This window comes from Novosphingobium sp. Sphag1I, from assembly GCF_056279125.1.
This window is the reverse complement of the sequence record NZ_JBWBQS010000017.1, coordinates 28,526-49,200: the sequence shown is the minus strand read 5'-3', so window position 1 is coordinate 49,200 and position 20,675 is coordinate 28,526. Positions and strand designations below refer to the sequence as shown.

Sequence of the window (20,675 nt, the reverse complement as noted above, 5' to 3'; positions counted from 1 at the left end):
ACTGCCGCCCCAGCTTATTCATGCTTATGGACCTACGGCAGCTATTGACGGGCGATTTGGGGCCCGCGAATGCCGCTTAGTCAGCGGCTGGGAGCCTTATAGTGCGATATTCCAATATAGGAGCGCGTCACGCACTTTCTCTCGAGGGTAGAATTCGCCAGCGTTTTCGAGATCGCGTTTAATGGCTACCTTGCGGTTTCGCGCTTTGCCGCGAATCTTGTCATTGATCGGGACGATCCCTAGCACGAAACCCGACGATGCGTGCTTCCAGCTTTCAGGATAATCGGCAGGATCGAAGGCATCGTCTGCTTGTGGCAGCAGGTCGGGATGATCGCAGGACCAGCCGAAGAGGTCACCGGAGCACCGACGCAGCATTGCCTTCACCTCGGGCATGACATCCGTGAACGCTTTGAGGGGTGTCGGCAAAAGAACCATGTTAGCGATGCAGGAGAAGAAGCGATGGTCCTGCACGACCGAATTTGTTTTTACGAAGGTCGGATCATCGACCCCCCAAATATGGCAGCAGGTCCAATGCGGCCTTTCTTTGAGGGTGATGCTCATGGCCTCGCATAGCGCCTTGTTTGCCTGGGTATTCCCCTCGATCTTATCATTGGTGTCACCTGACAGGCGGTTAGTGTTCTGGCGGCGGACTGACCAGTTCGCATTGTAAAGTGCGCTACGCCGCGCAAATTCGGGATACCATACGGGCAGGAGTTTGAAGGTTTCGGGATCAACCCAACGTGCAGTCCGCTCGATGAGCGCCGCGACACTGCGGGTATCTATATGGCGTTTGAGAACCTGCAAGCCATCTTCCACTTTGTTACTCCCGCTTGTGGCCGAACTTTAGAGGACCCGCCAGCCTTTAGCTTCCTGCCTTCGCATCCAGGTGCCGGCACCTCTATATGATGAATCAACAGCCGGTTCGACAACCGTGCAAAGAGCCCTTGAACGTCGACTTTGCGGGCGGTAATTTCCATCACGCCGCGCCGACGGTAGTCGACCAACTTAAGACATTGGCGCGGTTGCCTTTAGCGTCAGCTTTTATCGTAAGCTGGCCATTCATGGGCGTCCAGACAAAGCCTCTCGCGCCCGGACGACACATTATTTAATGCTGGACGTAACAGGAATTTCACAGGACGCGCGTTGCGCCTTTCTCGCCTTGCTTCCATCGTCTGCGCTTGGGGAACCCTTATGACGCCGATCGAGCTGAAAACGATCAGGGAAGCACTAGCGGATGGGCGTGCCGTTAACCCTGTGACTGGGGGTGCTACGCCCCATGGTCTTGGCGCTGTTACATAAAAGGCTTAGCCTTGCAGATTAGAGGGCTTTGTGGACACTGACGGCAGCGTACTCGATAGCACGGAAAAGCTGGTATGCAGTTCCTGCATTGGCGACAAAATCTTGAGTGCCGAAATCCATGCCAACGGGAGCGTAGGCAAATGCGCTTTCTGCGGACAGATGGGTCCAACAGTCTGGATCTCTGGCATCGCATGTGAAGTCATGAACCTCTACATACGCTACGTAGATGCGTGGGAACCAAATCAAAACGGCAATATCAATCAACATGGACTGACTGCAGCTTCTGTTGTCGGCAAAATGCTGAAATGCAACATTGAGATCGGCATGGCGATTTTCGATCAATTGCGGATAATCGATGCTGGTGAATATGAACAATTTTCTCAAGGAATTCGGCTCTTCGACCCGAATGGACTTTATCGCTTACACATCACCTTTTGCGATATCGAGGACTTGCATTGGAGGTGGTTTTGCGAATATCTCGAAACCGGTAGCGAATTCCTCAGAGATTTTGTGAGCGACAGGCTCGAGAGAATTTTCTCCGATCTTCCCGTTTCAAGCGTCGTCGACATTGACCCGAAAAGGGATGGAATCGTTCTCTATCGGGGGCGTCCTGCGCCTAACCGTTCAAGCCTCGCTACAATACTGGCTAATCCGGCTGGAGAGTTCGGCCCCCCCCCTCCCGACAGGTGCCAACCGGGCAGGATGAACACGCCAGAAATGGTGGTTCTCTACACAGCGTTGTGCCCGGAGACGGTCAAGGCAGAGGTTCGTTCTGAGGTCGGAGGCTTCATTGCCGTGGCTGAACTCATTCCTAATCATTGCTTCAAGGTGCTCGATCTCACCCGTCTCGGCGATTACGATCTGGATGTTCATTATTGCGATCCCGGCGTTGATGAGAAATTGAACAGGCAGGATTTTTTGCAGGGCTTTGCAGATCGATTGGCGCGACCGGTTGATCTCGAGACAGATAAAAATGGATATTTGGCAACCCAGGCCATATCGAAATATCTCCAGTCAAAAGTCCAATCTGCATTGGACGGTATCAAGTATAAGTCTGCGGTTCATAACGGTGGAATGAACATATTACTCTTTCAGCACATGACCTCATTAACACCCGACCACCCCGAATTTCCTATCTCCAAAGAGAATGTGATCGTCGATACGGACGACGCAAGCATTGACATCTCATACAAAATGAACCCAATTTCCACACCCTGCGCCGATTCCAACTCTGCTCTCACAATTTTGACAGGAAAAACAAAAGTCTCAAGGATTTGCGGTTGAGTTAGTGGAGCAAGCCTGCCTGTTCGGTCCGAGCTACCATATCGAAGGCCCGCGCAACGCCCCCTGTAGGGCCTGGGGGCCATTTGCCGCCACGCCAAACGGTTCCGCAAGAGTGCCACGCAGGTAAACAGGTGAGCGCCTGTCGACTGCGTAGCAGCGCCAGTGTGCGCTCATCATCGCCCGCGTTCCTCTTGTATCGCGTTCTGCAAGATGCATTGCATTCCACGCTTATATAAATATATTCAGCATCAACGTGAATGCGAAAGGCGATTCGATGAATATGGAAACCGGGTCAATCTTGGCGGAGGTGCGGGCATCGTCGGGACTGACGCAGCGGCAAGTCGCTGAACGGATGAGTGCCAATCAGACCCGGGTCTCGCGGATCGAAACGGGCCACGGTGACGAAACTGACGTCTCCGCCTATCTGTCGGCGGTGGGCACGCCCGAGGCCGCCGAACTTGCGGAGCTTCTGGCGCTTGAATGGGTGCATTTGCCGCGGCCTTCGCTGCGCCATCCTGATCTCCCCACCTTGGTGGCGGTCGAACGGGGTCTCCGTACGGTGCGAGAATTCCTAGGCGACGGCCACGTGCCGACCGTGCTCGCCGGGCAGGCGCAGCTGCTCGATCGGCGGCTCGAGGACGCCGGACGCTATCTCCTCTCGCTGGATCACGAACTGGTCTATGTCGGCGAGATCGGCGTCGGCAAGACGACCGCGGCGTGTCGGCAGGCCGGGCTGGTGATCGACGAGGCGACAGCCGCCGACCTCAAGGGCATGCTGCTGGATACCGGCGGAGGCCGCACCACCTTGTGCGACGTGCGCGTGGAGACAGGTGAGCGGTTCGCGCTCACCGTCGAGCCGGTGAGCGACGAGGAAATCTACAAGCTCGTCGGCGAGGTCTGCAAAGGCATATTCGAGAAGCTCTCCGGCGAGCCTTCCTCCAACAGCGTGGAATTCAGGCCGGCCGAGGAAGTCGAACGTGCGCTGCGCAACATGGCCGGACTACCGCGACCGGCACGGGCGCGAAAGGGCGCCGCAACCGCGCCCGATCCTGCCGCCGAACTGGCGAAGGGTTGCGATACGCTGGAGGCGTTTACGGCCGAATTCGCCGCGCGGCTCAGCCTCTGGCGCCGCAACCGGCGCACGGTCGAGTTCGAAGGAATCGATGCCAAAGCGGGGCGCCAGTGGCTACGCACGACCTTCACGGCGATCAACAATGGCCGGCACGAGGATTTCTCCTTGCCCGACCGCATCACCGTCACCGTCCCTTTCGCGCTGATTTCCGACGCGCGATTGTCGATCACGGTCATCGACACCCGCGGAGTCGACGGAAGCGCGGTGCGCCCTGACATCCTCCTGCATCTGAAGGATCCGCGCGCAGTCACCTTGCTCTGCTCGAAATGGGGCAGCGCGCCTGATCCGAGCGCGCAAGCGCTGCTCACCCATATCAATGAAACCGATGCTGATCCGACCCTGCTCGACCGCGTCGCGATCGTGGCGCTGGCCCGCTCGGGGGACGCCTTGTCAATGCGGCACGATTCCGGCGAGGCGGCAGGGGACGTCGCCGAAGGCTATGAGATCAAGCTCGGCCAGGTCGAGGACGCCTTGCAGAAGATTGGCCTCGCCGGAATCGAGAGCTATGCCTTCGACGCGAGCGGGGACGATCCCCGCGAGCTGACGGCCTTTGTCCTCGACCGCATCCTCGCGGTCCGGAACGCCCAAGCGCAAGCGGCGACGGCGACGGTCGAAGCGATCAACCAGATGATCGAGAACCGTGCCGAAGCCGAGGCGATAGCGGCATTGGCCACGGTCAGCGGCAATCTCACCCGGTTTGCCGATCGCAAGGCTGGGCTACGCGGGGCTAGGCGTCATCCGTACGAACGGCTTCTCAGCGCCGTGACCAGCCTGCACGCGCGGACGGTGTGGGCCGCCACCCTGCGCAACGGCCGATTCTGGAACTTCGACGTCTTTCAGTATCTCGGCGATGGCGCTGCCGCCGAAGCCAAGATCCGATCATCCGAGGTGGTCGCGGGCCTGACCGCGATCATCGAGTCGGATCTGGACAATGGCGAGCTGGAGAGCGCGCGCGGCTTCCTGATGCAGGTTCTTGCCAATATCGCACAATGGGAAGCGGACTTCGTCAACGCCGCGCGGCATCACGGCAGCGCGGTCTACCTGCAGCCGCTCAGCCGCGCGCAAGAGCTGTGGGACGCCTGCGAGCACGACTACGGGCTGGGCATAGGTGGATATCGCGATGGCGTCGCCGAGCGGTTGCGGACCTGGTTCGAGGACAGTGTCGAGCTGCGAGAGGAACTCGAGCGGCGGGTCGCGCGGGCCTGGGAGACGAGCTTCATCGCGCCGCTCAAGCAGGCGGCCGGCATCAGCCCGGATCGCGCGCCGGAAGCAGCTTCGTCACAGGACTCGCAAGCGGAAGTGGAGGAATAAGAGATGGTCAGCTTCAGTAATTTCCACCGGCTCGATCCGGCGGCGCGCGATGTCGCCATCGAATTGCTCGCCAACGCGCAGGGGCAGCCGCCCTCGTTCATGGCGTTCATGTACCGGTGGATGGCCTTCAACGGGTGGATGTCTGCGGTCACCCTGAAGGACACTGACCGGGAGATGATCGATGCGTTCGTGGCTGCGCCGCGGCTGATCGACGCTTTCGATCAGCTGATGGCCGGCGATCCCGATTTCCGGCAGATGGTCACCGAGTTCACCGCCTTGTGGCCCGTGCTCAACGTGCGCAGCGTGCGGGCGAAGCTCGGCTATGACGCGTTTCGCCAGCACGACCGCGCCGCGCTGCTGGCGCTCTGCGCGGCGGAGCATGTCAAGCAACAGCCCCCCGGCTGGGTCGCCGGCGGCCAGCCAAGCTGGGAGCAGCTGCTGCGAACCATCTACCAGGTTCGATGCAATCTCTTCCACGGCGAGAAGTCGCCCCAGAGCTTCCGCGACCGTGATCTCGTGTTCGCCTCGGATCGTATCCTCGCGCGCTTCATCGCGGCAACGGACTGCTTCGACTGGTACGATCTTTGAGCACGCTCGCGCTCTGGGCAGCCGACAAGACGGTGGCGCTGACCGGCCAGCGCCGCCATCTCCACAAGGGCGCAATGGTGGCCCCGGCCTTCACCGCGCCGGTGCTGGCACCGCACATCCAGTTCGGACCAACCGCCCTGGCCGCAGCGATCGCGCGCACCGCTACTCTGCGCAACGCGCCACCGGCCTTGCTCGCGCACATGAAGGACAGCGCGCTGAGCGAGGCGCAGATTCTGCTCGCCGACGGACCTGGTTTCGAACTGTCGGACCTGCTGTCCCACCTGGCCGATAGCGAACGCACCCATTTCGCCTCGCGGGTGGGCGCAGGCATCACCGATCTCTACATGAATGCGCTGGGCTATGGCTGGCGCGACAATGCGGCCTGCCTGTCGTCATCGCTCGAGCCTCATGCCGATTTCCTCTATCATGGCGGCCCCGCGCTCGGTCATGGCGTCGTGCTCGCCGAGGCGCGCGGTTCGTTCGCCGCGAAGGCCAGCGACGCCAAGATGGCGGCGGAGGCGCAGCGTAAATATCTGCGTCAGGTCCGGCCCTATATTGGCGCGGCCTCACCCCACGGCCAGGTCATCCACGGCTACTCGATCGCGTTCGGCGCGCGTCCGGGGATACCCGGTGCCTTCCTGCGGCTGTCGCAAACGCTGCGATCCAAACCCAAGGCGGGGAAGCCGGCCGCACCGGTGCCGGCGGCGGGGCCATCGAACCCCGTGCCTGCGGCGATGGCGTTGGCGACGCACCGCTCGAACTTCATCCTTATGGACGCGCTGCCGGTGGCAGGCTGGATCGACTGGCTCAATGGCGCTCGCGATTTCCCGGAAGATGCCGAGCCAGTGACCTTTCTCAGGTTTGATTATGCGGGCCGGTCGTTCCTTGCCTCGACCGACGCGCTGGCGCCGTATCGATCCACCTATCTGTGGTTCGACCAGCTCCATGACCATCCGTTCTGGCGTCATCGCTGGGAGCGGCGCTGGGCGAGCGGCCTGCCGCCGCTCTATATGTTCGTCATCGAAGAGAAAGCCGGCACCGCGTTTCTCGACGCATTGACCGGCATGATCCGCTTCGGTCCGCGGGAACGACCCGAAACCCTGGAATTGCCGGTGAGCGACCTTGCGGGCTTCGCCACCGGCGACGCGGAACCGGTCGGCCGACGCACCCGCGAGGATTACGACTATGCGCTGTTCCGCGACGGCCTCGCCTTGCTGGCCGGGCCGCCGCCGCGGAAGCTGACGGGTATTCGGACCTGGCACCCGAAGGAAGGCTTGATGTGAGGACGGCGCACGCCTGCGAAGCTGTGCGGGCGTAGCCCCAGCCTTTCAGCGCGTGAAGTTGACCAGCAGGGGCTCGTCAACGAGCGAGAGCAGCTCTTCCCCCGCCAGCTCGGCGAGTGCCCGGGCTTCGGCGGTGACATGGGACAGTGGCACGCCGGCATTGTCGACCGCGAAACCCTTCTGAACGGCCATCATCACGCGGTCGCAGGGAACATGTACATCGCCGACCGCGTGCAGGCCGAGCAGGGCGAGAAGCTGGTCCGGTCCCCGCGCGCGGAGGAAGTGCTTGCGGCACAGGCTGACCGGATCGCGCGAGCTGCCGCGGTGCAGATCCTTCATGATGTCGCCCGCGAAGTCGGCCCGGTCCTTGGCGGGCTGGCCGAACGCCTTGTAGGCACGGCGCGAGGCCTTCTCCTTGACGATGAGATCGGCCAGCGCCTGGATCACGTAATAGTCGCTATAGAGATAGCTGACGTTTCCTTCGTCGTCGGTGTCGTCGATCTCGATGAGCACGAAGCCGCCGCCCACGCCGCAGTCGCCGGGCGCGAGACCAAGCTTGTCGCCATAAACTTCCTCGAGGCGCATGAACCGCTTGGTGCTGGCCCAGGATGCGGTCTTTGCCGTCTTCAGCACCGTTTTGAGCTGGACCCGCCGCTGGGCGTCGCCGTCGTCCAGCATGACATCATAGGAATCTCGATCCACCTCGGGCTCGAACAGGCTGAGCGCATAGCCGCGGCGCGCAGCGGCCAGCTTGAGATCGAAATAGAGCTTGTGGAAGAAGATGCGCTCGCGCGTAACGCTGTTCGAGGGTATGCGACAGAATTGGGCGATCGTCATTGTCATGGTGAGTCCAGCTCGGGCGGGGGTGGGTCCGTTGCGGCCACCTCATAGCCTGGCGACGGGCGGAAACCCAAGTCCGGCGATTACGGTGCCGGTCTATCGAGGCCCTATTAGGCGAGGGCGACGAACATTCGAATGGCCGTCCGGCGTGAGACCGCAGGGACATCCGGAGCTGTCTCCACTTGGCTTATGATTCGGCCGGCGTCGACCGCTTGGTCTGATCCTGCCATGCTAATCAGGCCACAGATGAGTGCCCGCTTTTGATCAGAGTTGCCCTTCGACCTATGGCTTTGGAACGTCAGAAATGTCCCACACCCCGGCATTCCTGCACCCCGTGATATGGTGTACCAACGACCGGTTCCGACGCCCCAGGCAATGGGCCTGAACGTCAGGAATGTCAGCGGAGGTGGCACCGATCACCTATTTGTTTTGATTCTCACGAATATTTGATACCCTTCATCATTGCCATGGCAAGGGCAGTGCAATCGGGAGAGTTGGTTTGCGCACTGTCTGCATGAAACAAGGCTTGGCGGTCTTGGCTCTCCTATGCGGCATGGCTTCTTCCGCTGAGGCGGACGTGACCGCAACCTTTGCTGACAAGGGCCGACTGCGCACCGTGATCGAAGCTGCCTCGGATGGTTCTGCGCGCATCAAGCTGGACAGTGGCGGCATGATCGATCAGGGCTACACGCTCATTCGTGATGGCAAGGTCTATCAGGTTTCTCCGGCCCCCGGTGGGCCCGTGGCGGTTTCGGCGGAGGCCGAGGCTTACAGCTATCGGCAAAGCGTGGCGCGCGGCGAGATCATTTTTACCGAGAGCCGCCATAAGCGAAGTAAGCAGCGCACATTGGTCGCCAAAGGGGCGGCTCATATCGCGGGCTATCACGGCACGCGGTATGAATTTGCCGATGGCAACGGGCCAAGTCTGGTGGTGACCGATGATCCTCGGTTCAAGCCGCTCGGCATGGCTCTGAATCGGTATCTCAGCCAAATTCTCACCGAAGGGCCGGAGTCCAACCTTGCCCAGTTTCGAGCTCTGGCCGCAACGCATGGCGTCCTTTCCCTTTTTGGGGAGCAGGATCTGACGCAGGTCACATTCACGCCTATCGACCCCAAACGCTTCGACCTTCCAGCCAAAGTGGTGGAACTGGCTGATGTGACATCACCGGATGCCGGGACGGCAGCCCCGAAGCGCAACGAACTCAAACCGGAGGTCGTCAAGGGGGCATACCACAATGGACTCCTCTACCTTCTTGACGACAGCGGTGCGGTTGAAATCTGGCCTGAAGGCAGTGATCGTGGCACGCCTTACAAGACGCCCGGCCCCGTCACCAGCTTTTGCTTTGCCGGTCAGCAAATGTGGGCCGCGACCGTGGATCGCAAGGCGAAACAAACCTTGTTGTGGTCGCGCCCAGTGTCAACCGAGCAAGAGGCCAATGCTGGCGTCTGGTCTAGGGCTGGCACCTTTCCTCAAAGTGATGAAAGCTCGGTCTTGGCGGTCGATTGCAGCGGGATCGAACCGATTGTGGTGTTCAGCGATCACTTGACGATGCCGCTTTCCGGAAGAAACGTCGCCCTGAAGGGGGGCAAGCCGATCGGCCCGGGCTATGTGGTGTCGCAAGTGCAGGGCGGTGTGCTCTGGCTCGGGCTCAATGCCGGCGAATGGGGTGGCGGGCTGCGGCGCATCACCCTGGCAGATGGTGTGATGGGCGCACCGTCAGACATTGATCCAAAGACCTTGTGCGGTGGAGCACTCAATCCTGGCTGTCATCCCGTCACAGGGCTGGCGCCTGACCCTTCGCATCCCGATTGCGTGTTGGCCGCGGTGGGGTTGGTCCACATGATGTCGCATGGTGGTGTGGTTCGCGTATGCGGCAAGGACGTGTCGCTTGCTTATGCCAAGCCCTATACGCTCAACCCGGACTGGCATTGGGATGGCAAGGTGAGTGACAAGGAATCCAGCGTGGCATTTCACTCGATGGCTGCGGGCACAAAGGATGATCAGGCATTCGCGGTCGGCGAGGATGGCGTCTATATTTTCACGCAGGCGCCGCTTCCCGAATTCAAGGCATTTTCAATGCAGCAAACCGGCGCCGTGGATTGGTCCCATCGATCTTACGTGCTCATCACAACCCACATGAACCAGCGCCATTCGTTGAGCGGAAGCAGCTTCATTCTTGTGCCCCGATAACAGTGGAATCGCCGTAAGAAGTGCGCAACAAACGCGTGTTGCGATTCCACGCTGTCTCAGCAAGGGCCGAACCTGTGAGCTTCGGTCGCTGAACCAAGGGCAGGTTCCAACGAGGCGAGATGGTGCTGGGAATGGCCGCTTTGCGGGCGACAATCGTCGGCCCGTGGAACCAGGGCGCCGACGGTGGCTATCGCCATCTCGCGCAAAGGCCGGGCTTGCCGGACACGACAGCATTGCGAACTTTGCCTCTTGATTGTCTGGCCTCTTGCGCTGGGTAGGGCCAACTGCGAAAATCCCACGATGATTGAGATCGCGACGATAGCGGACACTGTCCCTCTCCCGACTACGCCGGAGGGTTGGTTCGATTACGGCTACACTGCGCTGGCCGATGGACGATTGGCGCTCGTTCGCACACGCCAGGATGTTCATGCCGAACACATGCGTTGGAGGGAGGCCGTGAACGGCGGCGACCAGTCGCGGAAATATCCAAAGGTCTGGGATGCCAACATGCGGCTGTCGATATTTGACGGAGCAACCGAGACTGACGTGGCGGTCATGCAATCGCGCGCGCACCCTATCGTTGACAAGATGGCAGACGGCAGATGGCTCGTCGCCGGATCACGCGCGCAAGAGGGCGAGAAAAACGGGCGTATCCATGCCGTTGACGGACAGGTTGAGCATACGATGATCCTCGGGGATGGGATCGAAAACCTACTGTGCTCTGCGGACGGCACGGTATGGGTGGGCTACTTCGACGAGGGCGTTTTTGGAGGGCCGAACAAGGGCGGAAGCTGGCCGGTGTCGTCCGGAGGAATCGTCCAGTTCGACGCCGCTGGTACGCCGCTATGGTCGTTCAACGAGCAAGTTCGCGAGAACCACTCGATTGCTGACTCATATGCGATGACGCTCTCCGGCACCGATTTGTGGGCCTGCTTCTACACGGACTTTCCAATCACCCGAATCAGCGGCGGTAAGCCGGTGTTCTGGTCGAACAGCGTCGCCGGAGCGAAGGCCATCGCCGTAAAGGATGACATTGTGATGCTGGGCGGCGGCTACAGCGAGGACGCCAACCGCATCACGCTCGTGAAGCTCGACGGCGAGTCCAGTCGTGAGCTTGGTAGCTTCAGCTATGGCAAAGGGAAGCCCGGCGCAGCAGGCCTGCTTCAGGGGCGGGGAAGCGTCATCCACATCGTCAGCGATGGCGTTTGGTCCAAGGTGCCAGTCTTCAAGGCGGCGGAGGCCATCAGCCGAAAGCGCGACCAATAATGCTTCCTGATGCATCTGTGTGCGAAGGGGGTAATGTCAATCGACAGCTCTCCCCGCCATTGCCGCCGATCGGCGATGCATACGGCCGCACTGTCAGCCGCCGTTCGCCGCCTCTCCCCAGAAGATGAACGAAGGAGCGGTTTCGTGGTCGGCCTCCAGTCCCTGCAACGTCGCCTATGGCGGCCGGAATCGCATCGTAGACGTCAGCCAGGTTGTCCTTAGACCAGATCCTTCCTTGCCGACCTTTCGATGCGGAAACTAGCCCGCCCCTGTCTATCAGGCGATCGCGCTGCGCATAACAGAGATGAATGCGTTAGCAGCTCCTGATAAATTCATCGGCGCCGTTCGCGGCAATGGCGGCCATGCCAGAGCGATGGCTCAAGCCACCGGACAGGACGCCGATGTTGCGGTATGGGAGTGTCATGACGACCGAACCCGATTCCACCTTCATTCCGCCCAAGTATGCCGATCGGCTCCATCAGCTATATGATCTTGCGACCGATGAGGTGATCGATGCCATTCGCGCGCAGCTCGGCGAGGGCAAGAAGCCCAAGCGCGTCGCGCGCCCGCAGGTCTCGGTTCGCGACAATGGTATGGCCACAATCTCTGACCCACCGTTCATGGGACACAACGGTCCAGTCGAATACAGCAGTGTCCTCGAGCCGCCTTGGGGCGACGACGCGGCGCGCGCCGAGGGCAAGTTCCCGCCCGCGCGCTTTCCCGCGCTGCGCGCCCTGCTCGATTTCATTCGTGCTGAGTCCGAGGTGTGGGTCAGCTACATGTCGGCGCCGCACGAGCGCATCTTCGAGATTCTTGTCGAAGGCGGCGTGGAGGGTGCAGCGAACAGCCATTTCCTGAGGTTCGGCGAAACTGCCTCGAGCCCCAGGACCCGCAAGAGCGTTCTGGCGCCCGTCCTCAAAGGCCTATTGGAGCCGAGGCTGCCGACACCCGTGGTCATCCCAATTGCACTGACGCGCTTCGCATGCGACCGCGCCCGACTCGCCGAGGACGCGCTGCTCATTAGGATGTCAGAGGGGCTTCAGAGGGCGCGATGGGATAACAAGGCGCACGCGGCCAACGGCCATGATGTAGTGCTGGCCTCGGCGACGCATGCGCTGGTGCTCACCACTTGGTCAATCGCTAATCAGCCGAAATGGGACCTGGGGCAAGCGCTGTCGGCGCCCGAACCGGCAGTCACCCAAATGGTCGATTCCTTCTTCGCTGCGCTCAGGCTCGAACTCGGGATCGCGACCGGCTATGCGCAGGAGATCCGGCTGGCGAAGGGCTGGCGCTCCTACCGTCGCCTGGACGAGCCCGAGGTGTACGCTGTCGGTGCGCGCCGCTACCCCGCCTGGTTCGACGACTACGGCTGGAACGCCGATCCGCTGCCGCTGGTTGATAAGGACGGCGTCTATGCCGTCGCTCGCACCTGGCAAGCGCTACGGTCGATCGATGACAACCGGTTCGCGCTCGCGTTGCGCCGGCTGAACGCAGCGATGACGCGCGACGAGCCAGCCGATGCGATCCTCGACGCGACGATCGCACTTGAAGTCCTGCTCGGTGACGGCGACGGCCAGTCGATTTCATGGAAGCTGCGCATGCGCGCGGCGGCGCTCATCGGAATCGAGGCAGATCGCGAAGCAATGGAGGAGGTTAGAACCGCGATTCGCGACACCTACGAGGCGCGCTCGGCGATTGTTCATGGTGGCCGCAGAAAGAAGTCTACGTCCGACGATGGTGGCTACGCGGCGTCCCAAACGGCGATCGACGTGCTGCGCCAGGTGCTCAAGGCGCTGGTACGGCATCCCGCATATCTAGACCCGCTAAAGATCGACGCCGATCTCCTGCTGACCTCATGTCTGGTAATTTAGGTGCTCGGCAGCTGCTTTACAAAGCGCTGAACAAACGTCAGCTGTCAGGATGCCGGTTTGAACGGCTGAACGTCGGCTAAGGCGGCGATTCTGGTGGCCGGTCGGGTGGTGCTGGAACCGGCAGCACCCGACCACAATATGCCGTTCCGATGCGGTGTAGGGTATGTCGGCTCAGCTCGAAACATGCCATTCGCCTCTTCTCGAACTGTCATTTGACCGCCCACTCCGTCGCTCGGAACTAATCCCCGAGTGTCAGCCTTCCATCAAAATGATCAAGCATTGCTCCCCCCAAAGATTTTCGTCGAGAAAAAATAGGAAGCATGGTGCAACACTAGAGCATAATCCGATCACTCTGGCTCATATCCTGTTGCTGTGAAGAAGTTTGCGCATTCCTGGGGAGTGAAGCAGGTCAGCGCCACGCGGATTGCGTCCCACAACTCGGAGACAGTTCGAGCTGGAGCCTTTCGCAGGATAGGCTTGAGTTTCGAGAAGGCGTTCTCGATTGGGTTGAAGTCGGGACTGTAGGGCGGCAGGAACAGCATCCTTGCCCCTGCAGCTTCGATGGCTTTCCGGGCCGCCACCGTCTTGTGGGCCGGCAGATTGTCGAGGATGACGATGTCGCCTGGGGACAGTGTCGGGGCCAGAACCTGCTTGGCATAGGCTGCGAACCATTCGCCGGTCATGGGGCCGTCCAAAACCATCGGCGCGGTCATTCCAGTCAGGCGCAGCGCGCCTGTGAAGGTAGTCACTTTCCAGTGCCCATGTGGGATCGGCGATCGACATCGCGTGCCGCGCGGGGCCCTTCCTTGCAGGCGCGCCATTTTCGTCGATGCGCCGGTCTCATCGATAAAGACCAGCCGTTCAGGATCGAGATCAGGCTGGGCCTTGAACCAGGCGCGCCGCCGCGCGAGAACGTCGGGCCGCTCCTGCTCGCTGGCGTGCGCCGTTTTTTTTGACAGTCATCGAGTGGCGATCAAGAAAACGCCAGATCGTGCTCGGGGCGAAGACGGCCCCATGTTCGAAACGGAGCAGCTCGGCCAGCTCAACGAGCGTGATGTCCACCTGCGCTTCGATCGCGCCAAGTATGACGTCGTGATACGCTTCAATCCGCCGCGAACGCATATCGCCGCCTTGAGGCTTGGCCCGCGTCGATCCTGTCTCCTGCCATGCGCGAACCCAACGGACCGCGCTGGCGACAGCAACGCCAAATCGCTCGGCTGCCGCGCGTCGTGAGAGCCCCCCATCAACCGCTGCAATAACCCGAGAACGCAAATCCTCCGAGATGGACTTCGTCATGCCGCGCTGGCCTCCTTGTCCAGCAGACATGATGAATCACATTTGCATGGCCAAGGGAATCACCAGCGATTCCGTTAGGTCGGATTATGCTCTAGCGCGATGGACCAAGAGCCGGGCAAGGCCGCCAAGGATGAGGAAGAAGGCTCCAGCCCGATCGGGCGCGGGGGCGCTGAAACCTATATAGAGGGTGAACTGGGCGCTTTCTACCTTCTGCAGATGCTCGCGGGCAGTGAAGCGCGCGGTTTGCCGGACGCCCGAATTGATCGGGTTCAATTTCAGGGCGAGAGCGAGGGCTTTACGCTCGACGGCTCTACCCGGGGCAACTGTGAGTTCGACCATCATCCCGATCAAGGTATAGCCCCGCATCTATGGCCCGACGGAAACCCGGCCCCATGACGGAGCAGGGGCCAGCGGTGGATCATGCCTGCGTCACGAACTCCTGCGCGGTGATGGCGTTGGCCTAAAACGGCGCAATCTCTGACACGAAGTCGTCCTGCTGCTTGCGCGTATAGCCGGCCGACGCGTCGTAGATGACGTTGGTGTTGTAGCCAAGGTCATGGGCATTGCGCATCGATGATTCGACGCACTGACGCAGCGAGAAGCCGGCGAGGTAGATATCGAACACGCGGTTGTTGCTCAGGTAGCCGTCGAGCGTGGTTCCGACGAAGACGCTGCTACCGCCGGCGCGCTCACGCACGACATGCTCGCCCGCCGCCGGCTCGAAACCGGGGAAGAAATCGGCCTGCTCGCCCAGGAACGCGCCATGGTCGCGCACCATCTTGCGCAGGCCGTACTTGGCCTCGCCCAGCACCTTGAAGGTCGGCTCGAACTTCAGCGCTGCGTGGATCACGTGCATGCCGCGACGGCGGGCCTCTTCGAGGATGATCCTCGAAGAGGCGATGGCGGTGTCGACCTGCTCCCGGTCCTGAAACACCGGATAAATGCCGCCGGTCGGGGAGAGCCAGTCGTTGACATATTCGACCAGGATCAGCGCGCTATTGGATGGGTCGGTCATGGTATCACTCCTTGGAATTCTGGTTGTTAAGCTGCAATCATCGCGCCTTGCCGGCGCAGGTGGTCGCGAAACAGGTCGGGATAGGTGTCGATCACGGCGTTCCTGACGCTGGATCGCTCGGCAAGTGCTGCGCGCCACGCCGTCACACGGGGCAGGCCAGCAAAGATCGGGTCCGCCACGGCCGGATCAATGATCCCGAAATAGCGGAACAGCGGTGCGTAGACCGCATCGACCAGGCGAAACTCCGCCCCGGCGAAATACGGGCCGTCGCCCAGTTCCGCTTCGATCTTGCTCAGCTGATCGCGGAAGGCAGCCCGCCTGACGTCGGCGTTCGCCATGTCCTTGGCGTGAAGGAACTGCCATCCTTCCGTAAAGGTTTGGGTGGCAAAGTCGATCCAGGCGCGATGCCGGGCACGCAGCAATGCATCGTCGGGATACATCGCCGCGCCACCCTGCGTCTCGTTGAGATATTCGCAGATCACCACACTTTCGAAAAGGATCGCATCTTCACCGGTCGGCTGGCGCACCATCAGCACCGGCACCTTGCCGGTCGGCGACAGGGCCAGAAACCAGTCGGGCTTGGCCGACAGGTCGACGTTGACGCGCTCGAACGGAACGCCTTTTTCCAGAAGTACGATCGCGGCACGCTGGACGAATGGGCACAGCGGATGGCTGACAAGAGTGAGGTTTTGCTCGGTCATGACGGTGTCTCGATGTGCTGGAACAGAGATCAGAGCGACTGGCCGCCCGACACGTCGAAGGTCGTGCCGTTGGCCCAACCCATGTCGTCGGACAGGATCGCTGCGACCGCGCCGCCGATGTCGTCGGGCTGACCGACGCGGCCCAGCGCGATCTTGCTCGCGACGAAGGCATGAGCCTGTTCGTTATCGCGGACCCGCCCACCGCCGAAGTCAGTGGCGATGGCGCCGGGCGCGATGGCGTTGACGCGGATCTGCCGCGTGCCGAGTTCCAGCGCCATGAACCGGGTCAGCGTCTCGAGCCCCGCCTTGGCCGCCGCATAAAGGCCGAAGCTGGCCATCGACGTGCGCGTGAAGCCCGACGAGACGTTGAGGATGCGTCCGCCATCGGCGAGAACCGGTAGCAATGCCTGCGTCAGGAACACCGGCCCGCGCAGGTGCATGTCGATCATCGCATCGAACTGTTCCTCGCTCGCGTCGGCAACCTGCACGTTGACGACGGCACCGGCGTTGTTGACCAGATAGTCGAACCGGTCGCTGCCGAAGCGGCTCTGGAGCGTCTCGGCGAAGGACGCGGCGAAAGCCGGAAAGCTCGCCACCTCGGTGATGTCGAGCGCGAGCATCGCCGCCGTGCCGCCCAACGCCTGGATCTCGCTTACCAGCGCATCGGCTTCCGCCGTGCCCTGGCGATAGGTGCCGACGATGCCGACGCCGCGACGGGCGAGGTGCAGCGCCATGCTGCGACCGAGGCCGCGGCTGGCGCCGGTGATGAGTGCGATCTTCTGAGACATGGCTGCGTTCCTTGCGATTTGAATTTTCCGGACGGCGCGCTGCTTAGGCGTCGCGTTCGCTGCCAGTCGGATAGGGGATTGGCGTGTCCGACGCCTCGCCTGATGCTCTCAATTTCTTGCCTGATTGTCTCAGGCTCTTTGCGGACGTGAGGATTGATGTCATACGCCTTGGCATGACCGACAGCCTGAAGCCCCTTTGCGATCTCGCGCTCCGCCACGGGCGGACAGGAATGACCCTTACGCCCATCCCGCGCCTTGAAATCGGCGTAGGACAAACGACCTCGGGCACGTCACCGTGTCTCTATCGCTCGATGATCTGCTTCATCCTGCAGGGATCGAAAGAGGTAGCCATCCACGACGACCTGCTGCGATACGATGCGTCTCAATATCTGGTCAGCGCACTCGATCTGCCGTTGAGCGGCCAGATCCATGACGCTGACGACGGCAGTCCCTATGTGTCGGTTTCGTTGATCCTCGACCCGGCGCTTCTCGCCGAGGTCGCATCGACGATGCCGGCGGTGCGCGACGCGGACGCGCCAGGCAGCGGCATCGCGATCAATCTGATGACGCCCCCGCTGCGCGACACGCTGCTGCGACTGCTGGCGTTGCTCGACACGCTTGCGGACATCCCGGCGCTCGCGCCGATGGCCGAACGCGAATTGCTCTATCGTCTCCTGCAAGGCCCGCAGGGGCGACTGTTGCGTCACATCGCCCGCCCGGAAGGCGCAATTGGCCGTATCCGCCGCGCGGTCGAATGGATTCGCGACCATGGTAACACGCGGCTGCGGATCGACGCGCTGTGCGAAGCCGCTGGCATGAGCCGTGCGAGCCTGCATCGCCACTTCGTCGCACTAACTGGACTGAGCCCGATCCAGTATCAGAAGCAGCTACGCCTTCAGGAGGCGCGCCAATTGCTGCTCGCCGGCGACCGTAGTGCCTCCGACGTCGCCTATGCGGTCGGTTATGAAAGCGCCTCTCAGTTCAGCCGCGAATATCTGCGGCAGTTCGGGGCACCGCCCTCACGCGACCTGCGCAAGCTCAGGCAGTCGATCGACAATCAAATGATCAATTAGTCGACCGTCAACTTCGAAGCTGTTTGCTTCAAGGCTGTTCAAGGGAACCGGGGACACCGCGAAATGGTGAGCCTCGGCGTGGGACTTTCCCGTTCACCCTCTCTGGAAGCGCGAGGCGCAACGTCACTCATCATCCCCGGGAATTGTTTTTTCGCTGATCCATGCCCGGGTCTCGGACAGGAGTTCATCAGACAGCGCGGGGTTATCGATCGACCGGGCGAGGATGAGCGCGCCGACCATCGCCGACCAGCTGCCGATTGCCGCCCGGCGGCGCTTGGCGAGATCCTCACCCGGCATGACTTCGGCGAGAGTGGCGATCTGTGCGGCGAGAACCTGTGCCATGGACGCGCGGGCCTCGGGGGCCTGTTGCCGCATGAGCCCCGCCAGCGCGGCCATCGGGCAGCCCCGATCCGGATGATCACGATGGGGTACTGAAAGATAGGCGTCGATCGCGGCGCTGAGGTCGTCGATCACGGACTGGCTGCCGATGGCATGAGCGATGGTCTGGGCGACCAGATCGTCCTTTGACTGAAAATGTCCGTAGAAGCCGCCATGGGTCATCCCGGCGGCTTTCATCACTTCGGCGACGCTCACGGCATCAAAACCCTTCTCGCGAAACAGCCGTCCCGCCTCGGTCAGGATGCGGCTGCGATTCTGCGCCTTCTGCTCCTGGCTCACCTTCATTTCGCTTTGCCTCCGCTCGGTATTGACATTTTGATGATGGCCATCATATTTGCGATCAATGATGACAATCATCATGAATATAGTTTCGATCCCGCGAAAGGGCAATGCCATGACCGACAAGCCAACCGTCCTCGTTACCGGTGCCTCAACGGGCATCGGCGCAGCCTACGCCGAGCGCTTCGCGCGCCGGGGCCATGACCTGGTGCTGGTCGCCCGTAACGCGGCGCGGATGGAGGCGCTGGCCGATCGTCTGCGACGCGACACCGGCGTTACGATCGACATCGTGGCGGCGGACCTCGTCAATCCGGCGGAGCGCGCAGTGGTCGAGGCGCGGCTGCGCGATGACGCGCGGATCGGAATCCTCATCAACAACGCCGGGGCGAGCCTGGCGGGCACCTTCCTCGAACAAGCCGCTGACGATATCGACAGGCTGGTGGCGCTCAACACGACGGCGCTCGTGCGCCTTGCCCGCGCCATAGCCCCCCGCCTTGCGCAGGCGGGTGAAGGCGCGATCGTGAATATCGGCTCCGTGGTCGGCCTCGCGCCGGAATTCGGCATGCCAGTCTATGGCGCGACCAAAGCCTTCGTGCTGCATCTCTCCCAGGCGTTGAGCCTCCAGCTCGCGCCCCAGGGCGTCTATGTCCAGGCTGTGCTTCCGGCGGCGACCCGCACCGAGATCTGGGGCCATGCGGGCGTCGATGTCGACACCCTTTCAGGCGTGATGGAGGTGGACGATCTGGTGGACGCGGCGTTGGTCGGCTTCGACCGGCGCGAGCCCGTCACCATCCCGCCACTTCATGATGGGGAACAATGGACCGCTTTCGAGAGCGCGCGTCAGGCCATGATCCCCGGTTTCGCGCAGTCCCGGCCCGCCGATCGCTACCGGACGAGCGTGTGAGACGCCACGGAATTACGCAAACACTTTCAACGCATTCGAACGGAAACTGAGACAATGACCGATACCGATCTGTTTAACCCTTATGACCTCGGGGGGCTCGTGCTTGCGAACCGCATCGTCATGGCGCCCTTGACCCGCAACCGCGCGGGGGCGGGCCTCGTGCCCAGCCCGTTTGCGGCGGACTATTATGCGCAGCGCGTGAGCGCCGGGCTCATCATCACCGAGGCGACGCAGGTCTCGCGGCAGGCCCAGGGCTATCAGGACACGCCCGGCCTCTATACGCCCGAACAGATCGCAGCTTGGCGCAAGGTGACCGACGCGGTCCATGCCAAGGGCGGCCGCATCTTCGTGCAGCTCTGGCATGTCGGCCGTGTCAGCCATATCGATCTTCATGACGGAGAGGCGCCGGTCGCGCCATCGGCGATCCGTGCCGAGACCAAGACGTTCGTGAACAATGGTTTCGCCGATGTATCCGATCCGCGCGCCCTCGAAGCGGAAGAGATCCCCGGCATCGTCGAGGATTTCCGCAAGGCTGCGGCCAATGCGATCGCGGCCGGTTTCGACGGGGTCGAGGTCCATGGCGCGAATGGCTATCTGCTCGACCAGTTCCTGCGCGAAACCGCCAATGTCCGCACGGACGCTTATGGTGGTTCGATCGAGAACCGAGCCCGGCTGCTGATTGAGGTGACCGCCGCCGTGGCGAAGGAAATTGGTGCCGAGCGCACGGGCGTCCGCCTCTCGCCGGTCTCACCCGCAGGTGGCTCCGTGCTGTCGGGCAATGAGCAAGCGCAATACGGCTACGTCGTCGAAAAGCTCGATGGTCTCGGCATCGCCTATATCCACGTCGTCGAGGGTGCGACCGGCGGACTGCGCGATGCGGCACCTTTCGATTACGATGCACTGCGTCAGCTTTTCCGCAACACCTATATCGCCAACAACGGCTATGATCTTGATCTTGCCAAGTCGCGCCTCAGCGAAGGCAAGGCCGACCTGTTCGCCTTCGGCCATGACTACATCGCCAATCCCGATCTGGTCGAGCGGTTCAAAAACGGCGCACCGCTCGCCCAGATGAACCCGGCCACGCTCTACGGCGGCGACGCGCAGGGCTACACCGATTATCCCGCCGCGATCGTTTCAGCCGACGCCTGATCTAGG

General features: G+C 61.7%; 18 protein-coding genes. 11 read left to right on the top strand and 7 right to left on the bottom strand.

The genetic code is table 11. The annotated features are described in order from the left end of the window. Nucleotides 1-96 precede the first annotated feature (96 nt). The gene (locus tag ACZ9HU_RS17910; RefSeq protein ID WP_476106964.1) at nt 97-816 is read right to left on the bottom strand and encodes a hypothetical protein; all 720 of its coding nucleotides are present in this window, start codon (nt 814-816) and stop codon (nt 97-99) included. Nucleotides 817-1,329: 513 nt separating this feature from the next. On the opposite strand from ACZ9HU_RS17910, the gene ACZ9HU_RS17905 reads away from it, so the two are divergent. From ACZ9HU_RS17905 to ACZ9HU_RS17890, 4 genes are all read left to right on the top strand, one after another. Next, entirely contained in the window at nt 1,330-2,583 is a 1,254-nt protein-coding gene (locus ACZ9HU_RS17905) for an RES family NAD+ phosphorylase (protein WP_476106963.1), read from the top strand. A 274-nt stretch (nt 2,584-2,857) separates the two neighbouring features. Beyond that, on the top strand, nt 2,858-5,026 hold the full coding sequence (locus ACZ9HU_RS17900) for a helix-turn-helix transcriptional regulator (protein ID WP_476106962.1): 2,169 nt from the start codon (nt 2,858-2,860) through the stop codon (nt 5,024-5,026). 3 nt (nt 5,027-5,029) lie between these two features. Then, a complete protein-coding gene (locus ACZ9HU_RS17895; protein ID WP_476106961.1) occupies nt 5,030-5,614 on the top strand; it encodes a hypothetical protein in 585 nt (194 codons plus the stop codon). Further along, nucleotides 5,611-6,897, top strand: coding sequence for a hypothetical protein (locus tag ACZ9HU_RS17890; protein ID WP_476106960.1), 1,287 nt, complete (start codon nt 5,611-5,613; stop codon nt 6,895-6,897). Before ACZ9HU_RS17895 ends, ACZ9HU_RS17890 begins: the two co-directional genes overlap by 4 nt. A gap of 45 nt (nt 6,898-6,942) precedes the next feature. Here ACZ9HU_RS17890 and ACZ9HU_RS17885 read toward each other — a convergent pair whose 3' ends face one another. Further along, complete coding sequence (locus ACZ9HU_RS17885) at nt 6,943-7,734, bottom strand: hypothetical protein (RefSeq protein ID WP_476106959.1); 792 nt, start codon at nt 7,732-7,734, stop codon at nt 6,943-6,945. 517 nt (nt 7,735-8,251) lie between these two features. On the opposite strand from ACZ9HU_RS17885, the gene ACZ9HU_RS17880 reads away from it, so the two are divergent. The 3 genes from ACZ9HU_RS17880 to ACZ9HU_RS17870 all read left to right on the top strand — a co-directional run bounded on the left by ACZ9HU_RS17880 (nt 8,252) and on the right by ACZ9HU_RS17870 (nt 13,065). Beyond that, nucleotides 8,252-9,928, top strand: coding sequence for a hypothetical protein (locus ACZ9HU_RS17880; RefSeq protein WP_476106957.1), 1,677 nt, complete (start codon nt 8,252-8,254; stop codon nt 9,926-9,928). A 300-nt stretch (nt 9,929-10,228) separates the two neighbouring features. Further along, nucleotides 10,229-11,194: a hypothetical protein gene (locus ACZ9HU_RS17875; RefSeq protein ID WP_476106955.1), complete on the top strand. Its 966-nt coding sequence runs from the start codon at nt 10,229-10,231 to the stop codon at nt 11,192-11,194. A 422-nt stretch (nt 11,195-11,616) separates the two neighbouring features. Then, the gene (locus ACZ9HU_RS17870; RefSeq protein ID WP_476106954.1) at nt 11,617-13,065 is read left to right on the top strand and encodes a hypothetical protein; all 1,449 of its coding nucleotides are present in this window, start codon (nt 11,617-11,619) and stop codon (nt 13,063-13,065) included. Nucleotides 13,066-13,412: 347 nt separating this feature from the next. Here the strand turns inward: ACZ9HU_RS17870 and ACZ9HU_RS17865 are convergent. Then, a protein-coding gene (locus ACZ9HU_RS17865) for an IS630 family transposase (protein WP_476106953.1) occupies nt 13,413-14,361 on the bottom strand; the annotation gives its coding sequence in 2 pieces (ribosomal slippage) (nt 13,413-14,022 and nt 14,021-14,361; 951 coding nt in all). 99 nt (nt 14,362-14,460) lie between these two features. Here ACZ9HU_RS17865 and ACZ9HU_RS17860 point away from each other — a divergent pair. Next, nucleotides 14,461-14,757 carry a hypothetical protein gene (locus tag ACZ9HU_RS17860; protein WP_476106952.1) on the top strand — a complete coding sequence of 99 codons (297 nt, stop codon included), beginning with the start codon at nt 14,461-14,463 and terminating at the stop codon, nt 14,755-14,757. Nucleotides 14,758-14,821: 64 nt separating this feature from the next. On the opposite strand, the gene ACZ9HU_RS17855 is transcribed toward ACZ9HU_RS17860, so the two are convergent. From ACZ9HU_RS17855 to ACZ9HU_RS17845, 3 genes are read right to left on the bottom strand one after another with little or no spacing between them, the layout of a single operon-like run. Continuing rightward, nucleotides 14,822-15,376, bottom strand: a complete 555-nt coding sequence (locus tag ACZ9HU_RS17855) for a cysteine hydrolase family protein (protein ID WP_476106951.1) — start codon at nt 15,374-15,376, stop codon at nt 14,822-14,824. Nucleotides 15,377-15,402: 26 nt separating this feature from the next. Then, a complete protein-coding gene (locus tag ACZ9HU_RS17850; RefSeq protein ID WP_476106950.1) occupies nt 15,403-16,077 on the bottom strand; it encodes a glutathione S-transferase family protein in 675 nt (224 codons plus the stop codon). Nucleotides 16,078-16,106: 29 nt separating this feature from the next. Continuing rightward, the gene (locus tag ACZ9HU_RS17845; RefSeq protein ID WP_476106949.1) at nt 16,107-16,865 is read right to left on the bottom strand and encodes an SDR family NAD(P)-dependent oxidoreductase; all 759 of its coding nucleotides are present in this window, start codon (nt 16,863-16,865) and stop codon (nt 16,107-16,109) included. 173 nt (nt 16,866-17,038) lie between these two features. On the opposite strand from ACZ9HU_RS17845, the gene ACZ9HU_RS17840 reads away from it, so the two are divergent. Then, the gene (locus ACZ9HU_RS17840) at nt 17,039-17,938 is read left to right on the top strand and encodes an AraC family transcriptional regulator (protein ID WP_476106948.1); all 900 of its coding nucleotides are present in this window, start codon (nt 17,039-17,041) and stop codon (nt 17,936-17,938) included. Nucleotides 17,939-18,061: 123 nt separating this feature from the next. Here ACZ9HU_RS17840 and ACZ9HU_RS17835 read toward each other — a convergent pair whose 3' ends face one another. Beyond that, nucleotides 18,062-18,697, bottom strand: a complete 636-nt coding sequence (locus ACZ9HU_RS17835) for a TetR/AcrR family transcriptional regulator (RefSeq protein ID WP_476106945.1) — start codon at nt 18,695-18,697, stop codon at nt 18,062-18,064. On the opposite strand from ACZ9HU_RS17835, the gene ACZ9HU_RS17830 reads away from it, so the two are divergent. Together ACZ9HU_RS17830 and ACZ9HU_RS17825 are read left to right on the top strand one after the other, a co-directional pair. After that, complete coding sequence (locus tag ACZ9HU_RS17830) at nt 18,681-19,520, top strand: SDR family NAD(P)-dependent oxidoreductase (RefSeq protein ID WP_476106943.1); 840 nt, start codon at nt 18,681-18,683, stop codon at nt 19,518-19,520. The genes ACZ9HU_RS17835 and ACZ9HU_RS17830 overlap by 17 nt on opposite strands. 54 nt (nt 19,521-19,574) lie before the next feature. Next, the gene (locus ACZ9HU_RS17825) at nt 19,575-20,669 is read left to right on the top strand and encodes an alkene reductase (protein ID WP_476106941.1); all 1,095 of its coding nucleotides are present in this window, start codon (nt 19,575-19,577) and stop codon (nt 20,667-20,669) included. Nucleotides 20,670-20,675 lie beyond the last annotated feature (6 nt).